The sequence below is a fragment of the Alcaligenes endophyticus genome (assembly GCF_026344035.1).
In the GTDB taxonomy this organism is placed as follows: domain Bacteria; phylum Pseudomonadota; class Gammaproteobacteria; order Burkholderiales; family Burkholderiaceae_B; genus Alcaligenes; species Alcaligenes endophyticus.
Window position 1 is genome coordinate 72858 of record NZ_JAPKND010000003.1, and the last position, 19721, is coordinate 92578.

Genomic DNA, 19721 nt, shown 5'->3' on the forward strand with positions numbered 1-19721 from the left:
TCGTTAGCCACATAGGCAACGAGCTTGTCGCGTGGTGGGGGGCTACGCTCTAGTAGCTTTACGCTAGCTTGCTACCTAACAGTTGGCCAACACTGGCCAACAAAGACGATGCATCCAAGGGTTTATCCGTCTGCAATACCCCGCCCACACTACTTTGCTTAATCAGTGCTGGCAGCAGTTGTTGTAAGCCCTCTAGCACCACAGACTCATTCAAACCGCTTTTAACTACTAATTGGCTTAGTATGCTTTGGCCCAGTACCGCACTTAACTGACTCGTTTGTACCGGCAAGTTAGGTCCACTGGATATCCACGAGCCAAGAACCTCAGCTAGGCCTCCTTGGCGAAACCGTTCCGCCAAACCTTCTAACCCGCCCGGAAAACCGTTTACCACCTGCACCACCGCAGGAAGCAGCTTGCTTTGCACTTGAGCCTGTGACGCTCCTGACAAAAGCGCCGATGCCATAGAATTGAAGAGTCCCATTTTTCCTGTCCAAGAATGATTTGATACAAATTTTAGAATAACTTCGCCCAAGCAACTGCTAATTTGCGTCAATAATGCTTCTCTACCTAGCCCTCATCCTATGAAGCCAAACGGCACATTTCGTCAGATTGACACACTTTTTGATACACAAGCATGCTACCCTAATCATCCCACAGCTTCATTCATTGTTCGCTTACATGGATACTAGTCCCCCCCGTGATGATACCGCTTCGGACGACGATGCCTTATTCGTTCGTTCCCAGCTAGAAATCCTGCAAATCTTACGAAAAATACAAAAAACACAAAGTTTGCTGCATATTTCCTGCCCACAGGAAAACCGTGGTGTGGTCACCACCATCTTATCCGTAGACACTAATACCTTCATTATTGACGCTGCCCCCGACGATAACATCAATGCCATCTTGCAACGCTCAGCAAGCAACCAGCTACAAACACACCTAGAGAAAATTCTCATCAGCTTCAAAGCGGGGCCCGCCAGCCCTTGCATGTTCGAGAAAAAGCCTGCCTTATCCTTGCCCATCCCTAGCACGGTGCACAGACTACAACGCAGACGCTTTTACCGCGTCAACGTCCCCGTCAGCAATCCGGCTACCGTCTCGTTCAAGCTGGGCATACAGGAATGGAGCTTTCCTTTACACGACATAAATGCCGGTGGCATGGCTATCCATGACGACACGCTTAGCCTTGATGCACAAGCAGGAATTTTAGTACGAGATGCTCGGCTGCACTTGCCAGGAATCGGCGACGTAAACTTGGACGTGCTCTTCGTACGCACACAAGATCAACAGCTAGAGTCCGGCCGTCCAATACGCCGCATCGGCTGTACATTTCTCAATTTATCGGGGCAGGCCCAAATGAACATTCAAGGCTATATCACGCACATTGAGCGCCAAGAAATCGCACGCCGCAAAGGCTTTCTATAAACTTAAATGTTCGCGCAGAATCTCTTTTTCCTGCATCAAGTTTTGCATGCTACCTGTATAGAAAATGTGCCCACGGTCTAGTACGTAAACGCGGTCAGCTAATAAGGCAGCAAAATGCAGATTCTGCTCAGACAATAAAACACTCACACCCTGCTGCTTAAGCTGCAAAATCATGGCGACCATTTGTTCCACGATAACTGGAGCAACACCCTCTGAAGGCTCATCCAGTAGCAACAGGTACGGGTTGCCCATCAAGCTGCGGGCAATCGTTAGCATTTGCTGCTCGCCGCCGCTCATTTTTCCTGCCGCTTGGTTGGCGCGCTCTGCCAGATTAGGAAAAAGGGTTAATAAAGCGTCCACACTCCAGCAGGGGGCAACTCGCCCATCGGGCCAAAAACGCGCTGTTTGACGGCCTGTTTCTAGGTTTTCTAATACCGTCAGATCACTGAACACCCGTCTATCTTCAGGTACATACCCTAATCCCGCCCGTGCACGTTGGTAACTAGGCCACGCGCTGACGTCAGCTCCCATCAGCTCAACCTTACCCTGAGTGCCTGCTAGCAAGCCCATTATTGCTTTCAGCGTTGTAGACTTGCCTGCACCATTGCGGCCCATTAACGCCACTACCTCGCCACGCTGAAGCTGCAAATCCATATCAAAAATAACTTGTGCCGAACCGTAATAAGCGTTGAGCTGATTCACTACTAATAGATCAAGCATACCTACCCCCGTAGCAAACCTGAAAAACTACTTCCACTGCCAAAGTACGCTTTTTGTACCTCTGGGTGAGCGCGAATATCCGCGACAGCCCCCTGCGCAATTAGCTCACCCCTAGCCATCACCAACACGCGATCCGCACACTCAAAGACCACATCCATACTGTGCTCAGTAAACAGCACCGACATCCCACGCCGACGTACCAGCTCCTGTACAAGCCTCATTAGCGCACGTCGCTCAGCAGTCGCCATACCCGCTGTTGGTTCATCCATCAGTAAAACACGAGGCTCTGAGGCTAATGCCACGCCTAGTTCAAGACGCTTCACGTCACCGTAAGCAAGCTGACTACTAGCACTATCGGCAAGATGCTGTAAATCTAACTGCTGTAACAACGCCATGGCTTCCGCATAATAATAATGAGGTAAAGGACGCCAAAAGGAAAAGACACGCTTATGGTGAGCAGCCATCGCCATTTGAATATTCTGAATCACTGTCATCGACGCAAAGGTTGCCGCAATCTGAAAGGTACGTGCCAACCCTTGCTCAGCGATACGCTGCGGCTTCAGCCCGCTTATTAATGCTCCGTCGAGGCGGACCGTCCCACGATCAGGTTTCAATTGTCCGTTTAACAAGTTAAAACAAGTGCTTTTTCCGGCCCCATTAGGCCCTATCAGGGCCAGCATTTCCCCCGCTTTTAACTCAAAGCTAAGGTTACGCACCGCCTGATTACCCCCAAAACTTTTATGTAGATTGCGTATCGCCAGCATTAGGTCTTCCGCTCCCGTACAGTGTGAGCCACCCAGCCGCTAAGCGTAGGCACACTAGCGGCCAGGCCTCGCGGAAAGAGCAACACCAAAACTAAAATGATGAGGCCTAAAAGAGCACGCCAATATTCAGTCCAGCCCAATAAAAAGTCATGTAGCAAACTAAAGCTGACTGCTCCCACCACAGGGCCAGACAAAGTTTGCAAACCGCCTAACAGCACCATTACCAAACCATCCACCGATTTAGTCACCGACAACAGTTCGGGGGCCACACTACCTTTAGCAAAGACAAACAAACTGCCTGCCACACCTGCCAAAGTGCCTGCCAGCACAAAGGTAAACCACTGTACCTGACGCACAGGTATGCCACTTGCCAAAGCGCGCATTTCTGAATCTCGACCGGCCCGCATCGCAAAACCAAAAGGAGCAAACAAGACTCGCCTAACACCCACTACCGCTACAACCGTCACGCACAGTACTAAGTAATAAAAACGACCCTGCCCTAACCAGCCATCCGGCCAAATACCTAACAAGCCATTTGAACCGCCGGTAAACTGATCCCACTGAAAGACTACTGACCACACAATTTGCGCAAAAGCTAAGGTCAACATGGCTAGATAAACACCAGATAGACGAATACAAAACCACCCAAACAAACCCGCCGCTAAAGCGGCTAGCAACGGGCCAAATATAAGTGCGGCCTCCATGCCCCCAAGCCCTGACTTGTAAAGCAGTGCGGCGCCATAAGCTCCTAAACCTAAATAAGCGGCATGCCCAAAAGAGTTCATCCCCCCAGGACCCATTAAAAAGTGCAAGCTCAGGGCAAACAACACGGCTAGCAGGACATCAATCATTAAGGTGGGACCGTAAGCTCCGTCGTTGCCAATCCACGGCAACAGGAATAGCCCGAGAACCAGAAGAGAAAACGTAGCGCGCATACGCCTACTAGCATTTTTTAAGGGGGCTTCGATGGGTGCCGAGTTACGACTTACTGCTTGGGCCTTACCGAGTAATCCCCAAGGTCTTAGCACCAAGACTAAGGCCATAAAGATAAACTCCAAAACTAACGTTAATTTAGGAAAGACAAGCTCTACACCAAAGAAGGTGACTGTCCCCACTGCAACACATAAGGCCTTCAGCACAGACACTATAACGGCAGCTAAATATGCACCGGACATAGAGCCCATCCCGCCCACGACGACCACCACAAACACTTCACCTATGATGCCCAGATCTAGCGTTAAGCTAGCAGGTTGCCGTGGTATTTGTAAGGCACCTCCCAAGCCCGCCAGTAAAGCTCCGAGCGTAAACACCGCGGTAAATAGATAAGCTTGATTAACCCCTAGTGCACCCAACATTTCTCGATCATGAGTCGCCGCACGCAGCAATACCCCCCATCGCGTACGGTTGAGTAGCCAATGCAAACACAGTAATAACAAGGGCCCCAGAGCAATCAAAAAAAGGTCATACTCAGGAAAATAGCGCCCCGCTATATTGACCGCCCCATCCAAACCTGGCGCTAAAGGCCCAAGCAAATCCTCCGCCCCCCAAAAGGCCAATGCCGCGTCATTAATAATTAACACTAAAGCAAAAGTGGCCAGTAACTGGAATAACTCGGGAGCGGCATAAATACGGCGCAATAAAGTCAGCTCCAGTACAACACCCAGCAATGCAACCAGTAACGCTGAGGCGGGTAGCGAGAGCCAAAACCCCCACGCCCCATCACCCCACCACTGCATGAGCCCATATGCTACATAGAGCCCCAACATGTACAGCGAGCCATGAGCAAAATTGACGATGCGGCTGACACCGAAGATCAAAGATAGACCGGCAGCTACTAAGAACAAGGAAGATGCCGATGCAAGACCGTTAAGCAACTGCACCAGTAAGGCAGACCATTGCATGGCTAGAAAACCTATATAAACGGCTGAGAAACCAAGTTACGCATACCAGCCAGTGACCTTCATTTGGGGAGCTAAATTAAACCTGACTACGCCGCCACTTGCTCCGGCAAAATTACTACATCACTACTGACCCTATCACGCCCCTGACGTTTTGCCTGATATAGCAAGGCATCGGCCCTGCGTAGAGAATCCGCCAAACTACCCTTTACATCATGCGCAGTCAACCCCATGCTGGCGGTGACCGAAAAATGTTGCCTGTCATGATTCAAGAAGGTGAGTTCCGCTAAGTTATTGCGCAAAAGCTGAGCGAGCTCCCACGCTTTCTGATCTGTGCGTCCTAATATAAGAACGACGAACTCTTCCCCCCCGTAGCGAGCAACTAAGCAATCTGGCTGGCAAACACTGCGAAGCAAAACCCCGGCAGTAGCTAAAACCGAGTCTCCCACAGAGTGCCCATGGGTATCATTAATTTGCTTAAAGTGATCTAAATCTATCATGAGTATATGTATACCCATAGGGCGAGGTGCGCGTACTAACTGCATGGCTTGGGCATTTAAAGCGCCGCGGTTTAATAAACCAGTGAGAGGATCATGAGTAGCTTGACGATATAAGCGCTGTAACAACCCTAGATGGAAATAATTAGCCGTTAATGACACCACAAGCAAGGCCGCGAGCAACCAGGCATCTTGTAAGCTTTGCGGACTTAACCATAAGCCTTTTTGGTAAGAGGCATAAAACTGCAAAGCCAAAAGAGCCAAGCCTACTAAACTTGACTCAATGAGCGTAAAGGGAAAAACACTTAATGTTGCAACCAAGAGGAAGGGGATGAACCCGTATGCTTCCACAATGTAGCCTACCGATTCGGGAGCAATCCACAACATATAGCCATAAAAGCCCGCTGGCAAAATAAACACTAAGCCACTCAACGCATAGATTAACGAGATTTTATCTTGCCCTCGGTAAGCCAAACCAGCGCAGAGCAGCAACCCGCAAAACATGCTGAGACGTACGGGCAAAAAATTACTGACCCATTGCGGCAATATCATTGCATCCATAAACGCCCAAAAAGGCGTCAGCACCGCGAAAGCCAGCCCTAAGAGCATGACACGGACGCGCATATACTCTGCACGAGCATATTTGAAATCTCGTGAATGATGCTTACTACTAATGGTATCCCTGATGGAACTAACGCCTAGCATCTGCAAACTTTTCAAACCCGTTACAAGATTAATCATATGCCACACTCAATACGTAATCATCACCCTAACATGCCTTATCTTGTCATGTTAAGTGCTTAAGCCAGAGCCATTTGCGCTGTAGCAATAAAGCATGAAAGAGATTTTTTAACAACCACATTAAAAATATTTCTCTTATGCCATAATTACTTCCATCAAGTAAAAAACAGAGTCAATAAATTTTATTTTTTAATTTCAATTAAAAATATTTCATAATTATTTTATCGATGCTTAAAAATAACCAACATTTCCACGGAAGTTTATTAACACTTGGAAAGTTTGAGCTAACACTGCAACATCAAACAGTGAGCCAAGAGCTTAATTATGAGAAGGCACGTTTACTTTTAACCATGTTAGCAATGGCTAAAGAACACAAGCTAGATCGAAGCACATTGGCAGACAGCATATGGGAAGAGGTTCCCTCGGGCGTGCGACGTGCTCGGTTACGGCATGCTCTTCATATTTTGAAACAAGCATTAAATCAAAAACACCCCATAATTAGCACACACAAGGACTCGTTACTACTCGATACTCAGCATATTTTTATTGACGCCCTATTCGTTTTAAACAATGAAACAGACGAAAACACAATTATCCATAAACTGACTCTATACCAAGGCTCATTTCTCAATAACTTTAAGTTTCAAGAAAAATCAAAATTATATCACTGGCAACAGCAACTGGACTTGGCCATTGAAACCAATTTAGCACTAGCGCGCAGTATTTACATAGAACAATTCTTACCTAAAAGTTCTACCCAAGTGGCACTCCAGGTGCTCAATCACTGCAAAAAGCAATGGCCACACGACAACGACGTGTTACAAGCTTGGCAACGTCTGCAAACACGATCCCAACAGCCAATACAAAACTTATGTAGACCGTTGCAAACTCATGCTTTTTATAGTCCTCAACACCTCGTCAGTGAGCCCTTCCCCGCACAAGCCACGCCATTAGGCATTATGGCTATTAAACTGCACCCCAAAAGCGACCAGTCTGTTCAACTTAACCTCGCCTTGTTGCAACAACAGCAACATCAAGCACTACAACTATTAGCAAGCTTTACCTCATTGATTACGCTGGCCTCGGCTACTCACTTACTCGCGTATTACATTGAGCAATGTGAACCGAATCAACTAGCGCACACCATGCATCGTGCTGCTTATCACATTCAGCGTCATATGAATAACGCCACTGTCAGTGCGAGCATCGGCATCCATATGGCCCAGCACACAAGCGCGCTAGGCAACACACTAGACGCCTACTCCTATCATGCAGAAACAGCCTTAATGTTGAGCTGGCAAGCCCATCCCAACCAGATACTCATTAGCAGCGAGCTCGCCGCACACTTGCCCCACAATCATATAAGCTCACATTGCACCCAGACACGGCAACATCAATTACTGACACTAGACTAACAACTTAACCCTCCAAGCAACCCCCACGTAACGTCAAGTGCTGGATGACTCTCCTAACTCAATAGATAACCCACTACGCATCTGGGCCCTAATTAAAGCTATTTATTTGCACCCGTCGTTATTCACATAAAGCTCGTTTAATACTCGTGGTAAGGCATGAATAATATCTTCTGGAATTAAGCCTGGCCCATGATTCAAACCTATTTTCCCATGCAGCCAAACTGCTGCAGCAGCCGCCTCAAAAACCGGCATGCCTTGAGCCAAGAGTCCTGTAATAACACCCGCCAAAACATCACCGCTCCCCCCCGTTGCCAAAAAGGGGCTGGCTACAACATTGACAATACAACGGCCATCCGGTGCAGCAATCACCGTATCAGACCCTTTCAGCACAACCACGGCACCACTACGTTGCGCCGCCGCCTTGGCCCGCGCTAGCTTATTGGGCCCCTGCAGGTCTTTAAACAAGCGTGCAAACTCACCCTCGTGCGGGGTAATGACACACTCAGGGCACATGGCCTCCCACAACACAGAGGGGTCTTCTTGAAACACAGTCAAGGCGTCAGCATCCAACACTACCGGCTTGTCACTGCACAACAATTGCATGACACGCGTATAAGTCTGTGCATTGACTCCCGCACCCGGCCCATATAAATAAGCACTAATACGCGGATCGTCTGGAATAATATCTGCCAGTTTGCCTACCATAATACTTTCCAGTGCAGCAGCACAGGGGGCCCAGACGGATGGTGGGACATATAGACTTACCAGACCCGCACCAGCTCGTTGGGCGGCCCGTGCGGCTAGGCGGCTAGCTCCTGTTAACGACTCGCCCCCTAAGATCACCGCATGCCCGCGGGTAAACTTATGACTGTCTACAGTGGGCCATGGCAAAACATCACACCATAACTGCGGATCATTTCGCCACGAGGATATAGGTAAAGTTCGATAAGCTTGGCTAGGCACAGCTAAGCTAGCCAGGACAATATCTCCACAATAGCTGGCACCAGGCTGTAAAACATGTGCCGGTTTATAGCGCTCAAAGGTAACCGTGCAACTAGCCCGTAACTGGGGGCCTACATATTGGCCGCTATCTCCGTCCATCCCAGAAGGTAGGTCTATCGCACACACAGGTAGATTGGCATGCATCAGTTGCTCCAGCAAGGTGGCTAGCTTTGCATCCAGCGGCCTATTCAGGCCCGCCCCTACCATCGCGTCAACCACTACCGTATAGTGGCTCAACGCTAGTTGTGCAGTGCTCACTAACCTGCCATGCCACTGTTGCTTCGCCCAGCTCGTTTGCGGACTCAGCTCTGTCTCAGCGTAAAGACTGCAGATATCGACCGTACGTCCTTGTTGGCGCAATAACTCGCCGCATAAAAAGCCGTCGGCTCCGTTTAGCCCCCTGCCGCATAAGACAAGGACGCTTCCCTGCGGCCAGCGTTGCATCACTTCATTGGCTACAGCCTGTGCAGCCGACCACAACAACTCAGCCCAGCTTTTTCCCGCTTGCAGTGCTGCTTGATCCAAGTTTTTGTGCGTAGCCGGATCTAGCAAAGCATGCCGACTTAAATAATGTGTACCTAGATGCTGTGTCACCATCTCTTATCCTGTGCTGTAGGGGGAGTAAGCATAATATCAGGACGAAAAAAAACGGGCCTCAAGGGCCCGCAAATATAAAGTCTGGAATCACTGTAACCAGACTCGATCGAAAACACCGATATATAGTACAGCATATAGCGAAAAAATCAAAGGTTTGACCTGTTATTTTCATCGTTAACAGCGTATGGCAAGCTAAATAGATGAAGACATCGTCGCTCTCTTGAGCCGTTTTAGCGATTCTACGGTTATGATCACACTCGGCTTTACTCAATTTTATGCTTAAACGATACAGCCATTTATTCCTGAGGCGCCAACAGCCAACTTTACCCACAAGGCTGTTAGCTCAGACTGTTGGTACACCTACACCCTGTCTGTCTGTTTGTTCTATCCGTACCGGGAACACAAAGCACAGCGTATGCCTCAGCCTGTTTTTTGCAGTTCTTACGGAGTTTTCATGTTCTCACGCCCACGCGCCTTACGATCTTTCATAACTTGTGCCCTTCTGAGCAGCAGTGCACTGGCCCACGCAGCCTACCCTGACCGTAATATTTCTCTCATTGTGCCTTTCCCTCCCGGACAAGCCACCGATATTTTTGCCCGCATGGTAGGTGAGCAACTGGCGGTTCGCACAGGTCAAACCGTGATCGTCGAAAACAAAGCCGGTGCAGGCAGCAATATCGGTATGCGTCAAGTGGCTCGCTCCAAACCCGATGGCTACACTTTGGTCGTCGGAGGTAGTGCGGCAGCAGTTAATCAAACTCTCTATGCCGACCCTGGCTATGCGTTGAGCAAAGACTTGATCCCTGTAGGTGGAATTTTTACGGTTCCACTCGTTTTCTTAGCCACTCCACAAAGCGGTATCACCACGTTGTCTGAGTTGGTACAACAAGCCAAAGCCAAGCCTGGTTCGCTCGTTTACGCGAGTGCTGGGGTAGGTGGCACGCAGCACCTATCGGCAGAAATGTTCAAATCGGTCGCCAATGTCGATCTGCCTCATATTCCCTACAAAGGCAGTGGCCCAGCACAAGCGGACTTTCTTGGGAATCATATTCCCCTCATGGTTGACTCCGTAACCGCCGCGTTACCGCACATACAATCGGGCGCTGCAAAAGCTTTAGCGGTCACCACCTCAGAGCGTGTAGAACAGATTAACGACGTGCCAACTATTGCCGAGTCAGGTTACGAAGGATTTGAAGCCGTAGGCTGGGCTGCCGTCTTTGCCCCTACAGGCACACCCGACGAAATTGCTCAGTACTTGAATGAGCAAATCAACGCTATCTTGCAATCGCCTGAAATGAAGCAAGCCCTACAAGAGCGCGGTGCTCAACCTTTGGTGTATAGCCTAGAACAAGGCCAAGGCTTCATCAGTACCGAGATTGAAAAATGGGGCAGCGCCGTCAAACAATCGGGTGCCAGGATCGACTAGGCCAATAAAAACAGATCAACCAGGCAGCTTACCCTGCCTGTTATCAATGACCCCACTCTTGCCATAGGGTGGGTTTTTTATTTTCTTTTTCTAATTGAGCAAGATAATGGGCATGCGCTTGTAGATCCTGCTCGCTGATCTGTACCGCTTTAAGCACCGATGGATCAAAACGCTGTAAAGCGATACCAGGATTATCATGATCGTCCTGCTCATCAAAGTCCATGATTAGCGCATCCTGACCACGAGTCATCGCTAGCCAAACATCAGCCAATAACTCCGAGTCTAACAAGGCCCCGTGCAAGGTGCGGTGAGCGTTTGAAATGCCGTACCGCTCACATAACGCGTCCAATGAGTTGCGCTTACCCGGATGTAATTCTCGCGCATACAAAAGCGAATCGGTGATGCTATCGCAGTAGGTGCTGAATTTTTCTAAACCTGCTTTTTCGAGCTCGGAATCCAAGAAACGCACGTCAAACGAAGCATTATGAATAATGATTTCCGCGCCTTGCACGAACTCCAGCATTTCGTTAGCCACCTGAGCAAAGCGCGGATACTGAGATAAAAACTCTGTGGTCAAGCCGTGAATCTGCAAGGCCTCTGGATCACTATCACGATCAGGGTTCAAGTACAAATGTAAATGATTACCCGTGAGCTTACGGTTCACCATTTCTACGCCTGCGATTTCCACTATCCTGTGGCCGTCTCTGGGGTCTAAACCCGTTGTTTCGGTATCCATTATAATTTGACGCATTTTTCTTCTATCCTTGTCGAACTTACTTGACCTCGGTGGGCAGTAAGTCTAACTGTTCTTGATCTGCTGCACGATGTTTGGCAATTAAAGTATAAGCGGCAGGCACCACAAACAAAGTCAAAAGGGTGCCAAAGGTTAAGCCCCCTACCAATACCCAACCAATTTGCTGCCTGGACTCAGCCCCTGCGCCGGTGGCGTACGCTAACGGCAACACCCCCAGCACCATAGCTCCTGTCGTCATTAAAATGGGACGTAGGCGCATTTCGCAAGCCCGTACCACCGCTTGGTAGAGTCCCGCTCCGGCGTCACGCTGCTGGTTGGCAAACTCTACAATTAAAATACCGTGCTTGGTAATCAAACCTACTAAAGTGATCAGCCCAATTTGGCTATAAATCGAGAGAGTCCCACCCGTTAGCCATAATGCCAATAAAGCCCCTGTCATAGACAAAGGCACTGACAACATAATAATGAGCGGATTACGCCAACTTTCAAACTGCGCTGCTAGTACCAAATAAATGAAGGCGACCGCCATCAAGAACACCAAGTAGATACTCCCGGAGGAGTCCCTAAACTCACGCGACTGGCCATCCAGGTCAATTTGCACGGTATCAGGTAAGGTTTTGGCAGCTAAGTCATGCATATGCTCAAGCACTTCACCCAAGGCATACCCAGGCGCCACGGCCGCCTGCACAATCACCGCCCGTAAACGATTAAAATGATTCAGTGACTGCGGCGACAGGCTTTCTCGCAATGTCAGGTAATTTGATAAAGGCACCATCTCGCCTTGCTTGCTCCGCACATAAATGCCTAATAAGTCATCAGGATTAGCGCGTGCACTTTTATCTATCTGCACTATCACATCGTACTGCTCACCGTCACTATCATAGCGAGTCACTTGTCGACCGCCCAACATCGTTTCCAGCGTGCGTCCAACTGTACTGACTGACACGCCCGTATCAGCTAACTTGTCGCGATCCATTTCCACTCGAATCTCGGGCGTGTTCAAACGCAAATCCGTATCGATATTTTGCAAACCTGGATAAAGACTCAGATCAGCCACAAAGTTATCCACGATTTGCGCCAACTCGGCATAAGGCATTTGGCCTAGAATCACAAACTCTACCGGCTTGGAGGTGGCACGTTGCCCTAGAGAAGGTGGGTTAGTCGGAAACACCCGCGCTTGCGGAATTGCCGACAAACTAGGCTGCAAACCACGCGCAATGCTTTGCTGCGATACAGTGCGCTCTTCCCAAGGTTTAAGTCTTAAGATAGCGAATGCGTCTGTCACAGTCGGAAAGCCAATAATCGATTGATAACCTTCCGCTTCAGGCAGCTTGCTATACTCACGCTCAACCTGCTCGACACTTTTCAATGTGTAGTCTAAGGTAGCGCCTTCAGGCGCACTTACAATCCCAAAAATAACTCCGCGATCTTCAATTGGGGCAAGCTCGCTTTTTATCACAGTAAATAAAAAACCACCGCCTAACGCCACTGCCACCCCCAGTAGTAGTACTCCGGTGCGCCAGCGTAAGGCTTTAATTAACGCACGCCGATAGGCCGTGGTAATCGCTTGTAAAAAACGTTCAATTGCTTGACTAATACGCCCAGGTTGGACGTGAGGCTTCAATAAGCGCGAGCACATCATAGGGGTTAAGGTCAGGGCCACAAAGCCAGACACCAACACCGCTCCAGCCAGCGTTAAGGCAAACTCAATAAACAAGCGCCCCGTGCGACCTGTAGCAAACGCCAAGGGTGCATAGACAGCCACTAGAGTGAGCGTCATGGCAATGACTGCAAAGGCAATTTCACGCACCCCTAAAATCGCTGCCTGCATGCGCGTCTTGCCTTCCTCCATGTGGCGATAGATATTTTCCAGCACCACAATCGCGTCGTCCACCACCAAGCCTATGGCTAACACCATGGCCAGCAAGGTCAGAGTGTTCACAGAAAACCCTAACATGTACATAATCGCAAAAGCACCAATCAAAGAGATAGGGATGGTGACAATGGGAATCAAGCTGGCCCGTGCGTTACGCAGAAAAAAGAAGATAATCAGAACCACCAATATGATGGCTTCAGTGATCGTTTTATAAACCGATTCGATTGAGCGTTGAATAAAAATAGAGCTATCGTAAGACACCATTAACTTCATATTGCCGGGCAAGGTCTCGTTGATTTTCTGGACCTCATCCCGCACAGCCTGAGATAAGCTCAATGGGTTAGCAGTAGATTGCCGCGTCACGCCAATATTTAAGCTATTGCTGCCGTTGTAGCGTGCCAATACACGCTCTTCAGCCGGTGCCAGGCGCACATCCGCTACATCGGCCAAGCGCACGGGATACTGCCCGCGCTGAGCCACAATAATTTTCTGAAATTGCTCAGGCGTCTCAAGGCCTGTCGAGGACACCACGGAGAATTCGCGCGACTGTGACTCTAAGCGCCCGGCAGGGATCAAGACATTTTGCTGCCTTAAGGCATCTTCCACCTCTTGGACAGTTAAGCCCAAGGCAGCTAGGCGAGTCCGATCTACATACACCCGCATTGAAGGCAAGCGCTCACCAAAGACACGCACTTCGGCGGCACCAGGCAGGACCGAAAAACGGGTTTTTAAGTAGCGATTAATATAGTCCGAAGCTTGCATCTGCGTCAGATCACCTGCATCCACACCGACATAAACAATAGGGGTAGAGTCTGCCTCGACCTTATTAATAATAGGCTCGTCGACCTCATCAGGTAAGAATCGACGCGCACGAGAAACCTTGTCCCGCACATCTGCGGCGGCGGCATCAGGAGCCCGATTTAAATTGAACTTAATATTAATTTGGCTACGCTCGGAGCGACTGCGCGAGGTCATGACATCGACCCCTTCAATACCGGACAACTGATCTTCTAATGGTTTGGTCACCTGGGACTCAATCACTTCAGGCGATGCACCTTTGTAGTTAGTCACCACCGACACCACAGGCTCATCAATAGCGGGGTATTCACGTATGGTTAAACGCTCGTACGAGATTAAACCCACCATTAAAATGACTAACGAAAGCACCGAAGCAAAAACCGGCCGCCGTATGCATAATTCAGGCAATGACATAATAGACCTTAGGGTTCTTGCTGCTGTACATCCAGCATTTGTTGAACATCAACCGGGCTACCGTCCGTTATCTTCTGTAGCCCCGACACGATCACGGCATCCCCGGCTTGCAATGCCTCACCAATTACCTGCACCCAGGCATCGCGTCTGACCCCAATCGTGATTTCTCGCCGACTTACCTTGCCATCTTTCACCAGGTAGATATATTGCTGCTGACCTGCCGGTGCCAAGGCGGTTTCTGGCACCATTAACGCTTGCTCGGTGCCCATCTGCAGGCCCACTCGTACAAACAGGCCTGGCCGTAGACTGCCATCTTGATTATCAACTCGAGCTCGCAAACGTATCGTTCGTGCCGCCGTATCAACCTGCGGACTTATCACGCTCAGCTCACCCATACGCACTTCGCCAGGAAATGCATCCAGTCGCAGACTCACTGGCATCCCCACTTTAAGCCCAGCTAAATACTGCTCTGGCACACTAAAGTCCACGCTCAAACTATGGATATCTTCAATGTTCACTAGCTCTGCACCCGGACTCACATAATCTCCTACGGAGATCATTTTCAATCCTGCTATACCCGTAAAAGGTGCTCGTATCTGTGTTTTATCTAATTGTACTTTTGCTAGACGTAACTCTGCCTGCTGTACCGCATGCTTGCTGCTGGCCTCATCCTTGGCCTGCGCACTAATAAACCCTTGATTCGCCAATTGCCCAGCACGCCTTAACTGACTATCTGTAAGGCGCAAATTTGCTTGCGCTTGCTGCACCTGGGCATCCGCCATACTGTCATCGAGCTGCACAACAATTTGACCCTGCTTCACCTCTTGGCCTTCTTGAAAATTCAACGCGACGATACGCCCTGCCACCTCGGCTCGCAGCACGACTGAGTCACGCGCAGTCAATGTGCCCACCGCTTGAATATCGCGTCCTAAGGTACGAGCCTCTATGGGCACCACCTCCACTCGCCTAATCGTTGAAGCAAAGCTATTTACTCCCCCCAGCACTAGCGCAATGAGTAGGAGCGTTCTGGTCAGTGGCGCAGTATATAAGCGTAGATTCAACATGATGATAGGTGTCTTACCTTAATAGGTAATGCAAAAAAAATTTACGGGCGTTGCTGTATATTACAACCCTAGTTGCTGACGTGCGACCTCTACCCCTTGATTCGCCAAGACATCCGCACGCTCATTGCCTGCATCGCCGGCATGTCCACGCACCCACAACCACGTTAACTCGTGCTGCTGCGCCAACGTGTCAAGCTCTTGCCAGAGATCAGCATTTTTCACGGGTTTTTTATCTGCCGTGCGCCACCCCCTTGCTTTCCAGCCTTCCAGCCACTGACTCATACCCTTTTGTACATATTGTGAGTCAGTGTGCACCACGACCTTACAGGGGCGCTTTAACAAGCGCAGAGCTTGAATCACTCCCATAAGCTCCATGCGATTATTCGTGGTATTAGGCTCGCCACCATAAATCGTTTTTTCATGTTGACCATGCTTGAGCAAGGCCCCCCACCCCCCTAGACCTGGATTGCCCTTACAGGCGCCATCGGTCCAGATTTCTACTGCTGACATGATGTTTTTACTCCTTAAGACGCGCTCCCCCAGCCACCACCACTGGCCGCCTGCGCATACGCCGTTTCTTTGTTTGCCAACTTGGGCCGACCATACGCACGGCTTGCACCCGCTTAACGGCCAAGACCATATACACTGCACCTGCAATAGGCCACCAACGGCCACCCCAAGCGTCCAAACGCTGCCAACGATGCTGCCAGCTTTGCTCCCGACACAACGGGGCATAGCAACCATACATGGTTTCCTCTATGTCGAAAGACAATAAACGCAACCAGTCCCGCACCCGTTGCGCTGACAAAAAATCCAGTGACGATACAGGTAAATAAGGCTCGATGCCAGGTATTCGGTCGCGTACTCCCCAAAGGCTCCAAGGATTAAATCCACTGATCACGATGCGCCCCTCGGGCATGAGCACACGCTCCGCCTCGCGTAACACCTGATGCGGGTCAGCGGCCCACTCTAGAACATGCGGCAATACTAATAAGTCGATGCTTTGGCTATCAAAGGGTAAATAAGCGGGGTCTGCACATACCAAACCTTTTCTGTCGATGGCATAATCAGTACTGCTCACCACACACCATTGGCGAGAAATACGGCTGGCGCCCAACATTTGCCACTGTGGTAGGCCTATTTGTATGGCATGATAGCCAAAAACAGTCGTCAATATGCGGTCTAGCTGCTGCTGTTGCCATGCTCTTGCATACTGACCAGGTACAGAATTCAACCACTGGGCGAAATCATTAAAAATGGCCTGATCCACCTACAGATACCTCCGTAAATGATGAAAAAAGCAAAGTACACTCCTGCTGCACCCGCCGATTTACCGATCCCTATTCCTGCCTTAACAGACAACTACATCTGGGCCTTGCGCCGCGGTGACCAAGCCCTCCTGGTGGACCCAGGAGAGGCCCAACCTGCACTACAGTGGCTCGCCGCGCATGGTTTACAATTAGCAGCTATTTTACTAACCCATCACCACGCTGACCATGTAGGTGGTGTCAAAGACATTCTAGATCAACACCCTGCCCCCGTCTGGGGCCCGGCCAAAGAACGTCTCCCTGTTTGCGATATACGCGTCAAACAAGATGACGTGGTTCATATCCCCTCGATGAACCTCAGTCTGAAGGTGTTAGACATCCCAGGTCATACGGCCGGTCACGTTGCCTATTATGGAGAAAATGAAGTACAACAGGGGTTTGTTTTTTGTGGTGATACTTTATTTGCGGGTGGCTGTGGCCGACTTTTTGAAGGAACGCCCACGCAGATGTTAGAATCGCTCGATAAACTGGCTGCTTTACCAACCCACACCTTGATTTGCTGTGCTCACGAGTATACACAGTCCAATTTGCGCTGGGCCCTAGAAGTAGACAGCGGTAACCTACCTTTACAGCAACGTTGGCAAGACACCTGTATCCTGCGCGATCAGGAACAAGCAACCGTTCCTTCCACCCTTGAGACTGAACTGGCCACCAATCCTTTCCTACGCACCCGACAAGCAACTATTATGCAAGCTGCTGAACATTACGCAGGCCACCCCCTGAACGATGCCGTCGAGGTTTTCGCCCAATTGCGCGAATGGAAAAACACTTTCTGATAGATACCGTAGACCTAATGAAAATCCTTCGACTGCTTGCTCTCTTGTGCGCCTTTATCTTAGCCGGTTGTGCGAGCCAAACGCCTAAAGTCAGTGCTGACAAAGCAGCCAAAACTGACACCCGAATCGCCGCTGATACGTCACGTACATTGGATCTTACTCATCCGCCACGAGATATGTGGGACCGTATACGACGAGGCTTTGCTATCCCTAACTTGCACTCTGAGCGAGTCGACTACTGGACCAACTATTACGCCTCACATCCCGAGGCCGTACACAGAATGAGCCAGCGTGCTTCACGCTACCTTTATCACATCGTCGACGAAATTGAACAGCGCAATCTTCCCACCGAGCTTGCGCTGCTCCCTTTCGTTGAGAGTGCTTACAACCCAGAGGCCTACTCTCGCGCTCATGCCTCGGGCCTTTGGCAGTTTATTCCTAGCACTGGCACACATTTCAAACTTACCCAAGATTTCTGGGCAGATCAACGCCGTGACCCGGTTGCCTCAACAGATGCCGCATTAAATTACCTATCTTACTTATATGATTTCCAAGGTGACTGGTATTTAGCCTTAGCCTCGTACAATTGGGGCGAGGGCTCTGTACGCAGAGCTATGGAAAAAAACGAAAAAGCAGAGCGTGAAGTCGATTATCTTTCTTTAAGCATGCCGGATGAAACTCGCAACTATGTACCTAAGTTGCAGGCCATTAAAAATATCGTTAGTAACCCCGAAAAATATGGCGTAAATCTACCTAAGGTAAACAACACCCCCTACTTTGCCACGGTACGCAAAAACCTCGATATCGATATATCCGTTGCTGCTGAATTGGCCGAAATCTCGGTGGAAGAGTTCAAAGCGTTAAATGCCGCCCATAACCGCCCAACCATACCCGCCCATAGGGCCGAGTTAAATATTCCCACCGAAAAAGTGGCTATCTTTCAAGCTAACTTAGATGCCTATACAGGAAAGCTTAGTAACTGGAAGACATACCAGCCCAAACAAGGCGAGACATATTTATCTATTGCTCAACGTCATGGCATCACCGTTGCCCAACTGCGTTCAATTAACGGCTTGAGTGCGCGTCAAAGTAAAGCACAACAACATGCCTTATTAGTTCCTAGCACCTCGCTGGGCGAGGGCAGCATACAACTGGCATCCCTGAACCATACGAGCACCGCTCAACAAACAACGCCTAGCAAAACATTGCAAAGACGTAATACGGTACGCACCCATACTGTTAAGCGTGGTGACACGCTGTTTGCGATCGCCAAACGTTACGATACCTCCGTTGCTGAGCTGCGTAAGTTAAACAATCTGAAAAGCAATAACTTAACATTAGGCGCTCGGCTACGTGTACCCGGTAGCGCTATACGTGGTTAAGTCCCAAACACTTATCTAGAAGGATTACACAACATGGGCTTCCTCCAAGGAAAACGAATTCTGGTTACAGGGGTTCTCTCTAATCGCTCCATTGCCTATGGCATAGCAAACGCCTGTCGCCAGCAGGGCGCTGATATCGCATTGACCTATGTGGGTGAGCGTTTCAAAGAGCGTGTGCAGTCCTTTGCCGCCGAATTAGGTAGCCAAATTGTTATTCCCTGCGACGTATCCGAAGACGCACAAATTGACGGTGCAATGGCCGAACTTGGAGAACACTGGGATGGGCTAGACGGCTTAGTGCACTCCATTGGCTTTGCACCGCGCGAAGCCATTGCGGGTGACTTTCTTGATGGCATGTCTCGCGAAGCTTTCCGCATCGCTCATGATATTTCCGCCTATAGTTTCCCTGCTCTCGCCAAAGCGGCACTGCCTTTACTGAAGGGACGCCAAAGCTCTGTACTCACCTTAACCTACTTAGGTGCTGAAAAGGCCTTACCTAACTACAACACGATGGGCTTAGCCAAAGCCTCTCTTGAGGCCGCTGTACGCTACATGGCGGTATCCTTAGGGCAGCATGGCATCCGTGCCAATGGTATTTCAGCAGGCCCAATCAAAACATTGGCTGCTAGTGGCATCAAAGACTTCAGCGCTATCTTGAAATACGTAGAGGCAAACTCTCCCCTACGTCGCAACGTCAGCATAGAAGATGTAGGTAACGTCGCTGCTTTCTTGTTATCTGAACTTGCTGCGGGTGTAACAGGTGAAATTACACACGTTGACGCTGGTTTTAATTGCATCATCCCGGGCATGGCTGAAATAGACTAACGCCCTAGCCTCACTCAGG

Annotated in this window: 17 protein-coding genes; 6 read left to right on the forward strand and 11 right to left on the reverse strand. The window is 49.6% G+C overall.

The annotated features are described in order from the left end of the window. Window positions 1-58 precede the first annotated feature (58 nt). Window positions 59-481 (reverse strand): YidB family protein, encoded by a 423-nt coding sequence (locus tag OSH01_RS06850; RefSeq protein WP_376918062.1) that lies wholly within the window; start codon window positions 479-481, stop codon window positions 59-61. A gap of 197 nt (window positions 482-678) precedes the next feature. Here OSH01_RS06850 and OSH01_RS06855 point away from each other — a divergent pair, with 197 nt between their 5' ends. Continuing rightward, the gene (locus OSH01_RS06855; protein ID WP_266123340.1) at window positions 679-1425 is read left to right on the forward strand and encodes a flagellar brake protein; all 747 of its coding nucleotides are present in this window, start codon (window positions 679-681) and stop codon (window positions 1423-1425) included. On the opposite strand, the gene OSH01_RS06860 is transcribed toward OSH01_RS06855, so the two are convergent. From OSH01_RS06860 to OSH01_RS06875, 4 genes are all read right to left on the reverse strand, one after another. Then, window positions 1420-2145, reverse strand: coding sequence for an ABC transporter ATP-binding protein (locus OSH01_RS06860; protein ID WP_266123341.1), 726 nt, complete (start codon window positions 2143-2145; stop codon window positions 1420-1422). The genes OSH01_RS06855 and OSH01_RS06860 overlap by 6 nt on opposite strands. A gap of 2 nt (window positions 2146-2147) precedes the next feature. Further along, on the reverse strand, window positions 2148-2909 hold the full coding sequence (locus tag OSH01_RS06865; RefSeq protein WP_266123342.1) for an ABC transporter ATP-binding protein: 762 nt from the start codon (window positions 2907-2909) through the stop codon (window positions 2148-2150). Next, the gene (locus tag OSH01_RS06870) at window positions 2909-4810 is read right to left on the reverse strand and encodes an ABC transporter permease (RefSeq protein WP_266123343.1); all 1902 of its coding nucleotides are present in this window, start codon (window positions 4808-4810) and stop codon (window positions 2909-2911) included. Before OSH01_RS06870 ends, OSH01_RS06865 begins: the two co-directional genes overlap by 1 nt. An 86-nt stretch (window positions 4811-4896) precedes the next feature. Then, window positions 4897-6045 (reverse strand): GGDEF domain-containing protein, encoded by a 1149-nt coding sequence (locus tag OSH01_RS06875; protein ID WP_266123344.1) that lies wholly within the window; start codon window positions 6043-6045, stop codon window positions 4897-4899. 227 nt (window positions 6046-6272) lie between these two features. On the opposite strand from OSH01_RS06875, the gene OSH01_RS06880 reads away from it, so the two are divergent. Beyond that, entirely contained in the window at window positions 6273-7460 is a 1188-nt protein-coding gene (locus OSH01_RS06880; RefSeq protein WP_266123345.1) for an AfsR/SARP family transcriptional regulator, read from the forward strand. A 102-nt stretch (window positions 7461-7562) separates the two neighbouring features. Here the strand turns inward: OSH01_RS06880 and OSH01_RS06885 are convergent, their stop codons facing one another. After that, a complete protein-coding gene (locus OSH01_RS06885; RefSeq protein WP_266123346.1) occupies window positions 7563-9059 on the reverse strand; it encodes an NAD(P)H-hydrate dehydratase in 1497 nt (498 codons plus the stop codon). A 454-nt stretch (window positions 9060-9513) separates the two neighbouring features. On the opposite strand from OSH01_RS06885, the gene OSH01_RS06890 reads away from it, so the two are divergent. Next, window positions 9514-10485 carry a Bug family tripartite tricarboxylate transporter substrate binding protein gene (locus OSH01_RS06890; RefSeq protein WP_266123347.1) on the forward strand — a complete coding sequence of 324 codons (972 nt, stop codon included), beginning with the start codon at window positions 9514-9516 and terminating at the stop codon, window positions 10483-10485. Between the two features lie 43 nt (window positions 10486-10528). Here OSH01_RS06890 and dnaQ read toward each other — a convergent pair whose 3' ends face one another. Genes dnaQ through OSH01_RS06915 form a run of 5 tightly spaced genes read right to left on the reverse strand, consistent with a single transcriptional unit; the run spans window position 10529 to window position 16661 of the window. Continuing rightward, window positions 10529-11236, reverse strand: coding sequence for a DNA polymerase III subunit epsilon (dnaQ, locus tag OSH01_RS06895; RefSeq protein WP_266123348.1), 708 nt, complete (start codon window positions 11234-11236; stop codon window positions 10529-10531). Between the two features lie 22 nt (window positions 11237-11258). Further along, entirely contained in the window at window positions 11259-14327 is a 3069-nt protein-coding gene (locus tag OSH01_RS06900) for an efflux RND transporter permease subunit (protein WP_266123349.1), read from the reverse strand. An 8-nt stretch (window positions 14328-14335) separates the two neighbouring features. Next, entirely contained in the window at window positions 14336-15391 is a 1056-nt protein-coding gene (locus OSH01_RS06905; RefSeq protein ID WP_266123350.1) for an efflux RND transporter periplasmic adaptor subunit, read from the reverse strand. A gap of 60 nt (window positions 15392-15451) precedes the next feature. Next, window positions 15452-15901, reverse strand: coding sequence for a ribonuclease HI (gene rnhA, locus OSH01_RS06910; RefSeq protein WP_266123351.1), 450 nt, complete (start codon window positions 15899-15901; stop codon window positions 15452-15454). 7 nt (window positions 15902-15908) lie between these two features. Then, window positions 15909-16661, reverse strand: a complete 753-nt coding sequence (locus OSH01_RS06915) for a class I SAM-dependent methyltransferase (RefSeq protein WP_266123352.1) — start codon at window positions 16659-16661, stop codon at window positions 15909-15911. Window positions 16662-16682: 21 nt separating this feature from the next. On the opposite strand from OSH01_RS06915, the gene gloB reads away from it, so the two are divergent. From gloB to fabI, 3 genes are read left to right on the forward strand one after another with little or no spacing between them, the layout of a single operon-like run. Continuing rightward, window positions 16683-17495: a hydroxyacylglutathione hydrolase gene (gene gloB, locus OSH01_RS06920; RefSeq protein WP_266123640.1), complete on the forward strand. Its 813-nt coding sequence runs from the start codon at window positions 16683-16685 to the stop codon at window positions 17493-17495. A gap of 17 nt (window positions 17496-17512) precedes the next feature. Continuing rightward, a complete protein-coding gene (locus OSH01_RS06925) occupies window positions 17513-18877 on the forward strand; it encodes a transglycosylase SLT domain-containing protein (RefSeq protein WP_266123641.1) in 1365 nt (454 codons plus the stop codon). A 33-nt stretch (window positions 18878-18910) separates the two neighbouring features. Continuing rightward, window positions 18911-19702: an enoyl-ACP reductase FabI gene (fabI, locus tag OSH01_RS06930; RefSeq protein WP_266123353.1), complete on the forward strand. Its 792-nt coding sequence runs from the start codon at window positions 18911-18913 to the stop codon at window positions 19700-19702. Window positions 19703-19721 lie beyond the last annotated feature (19 nt).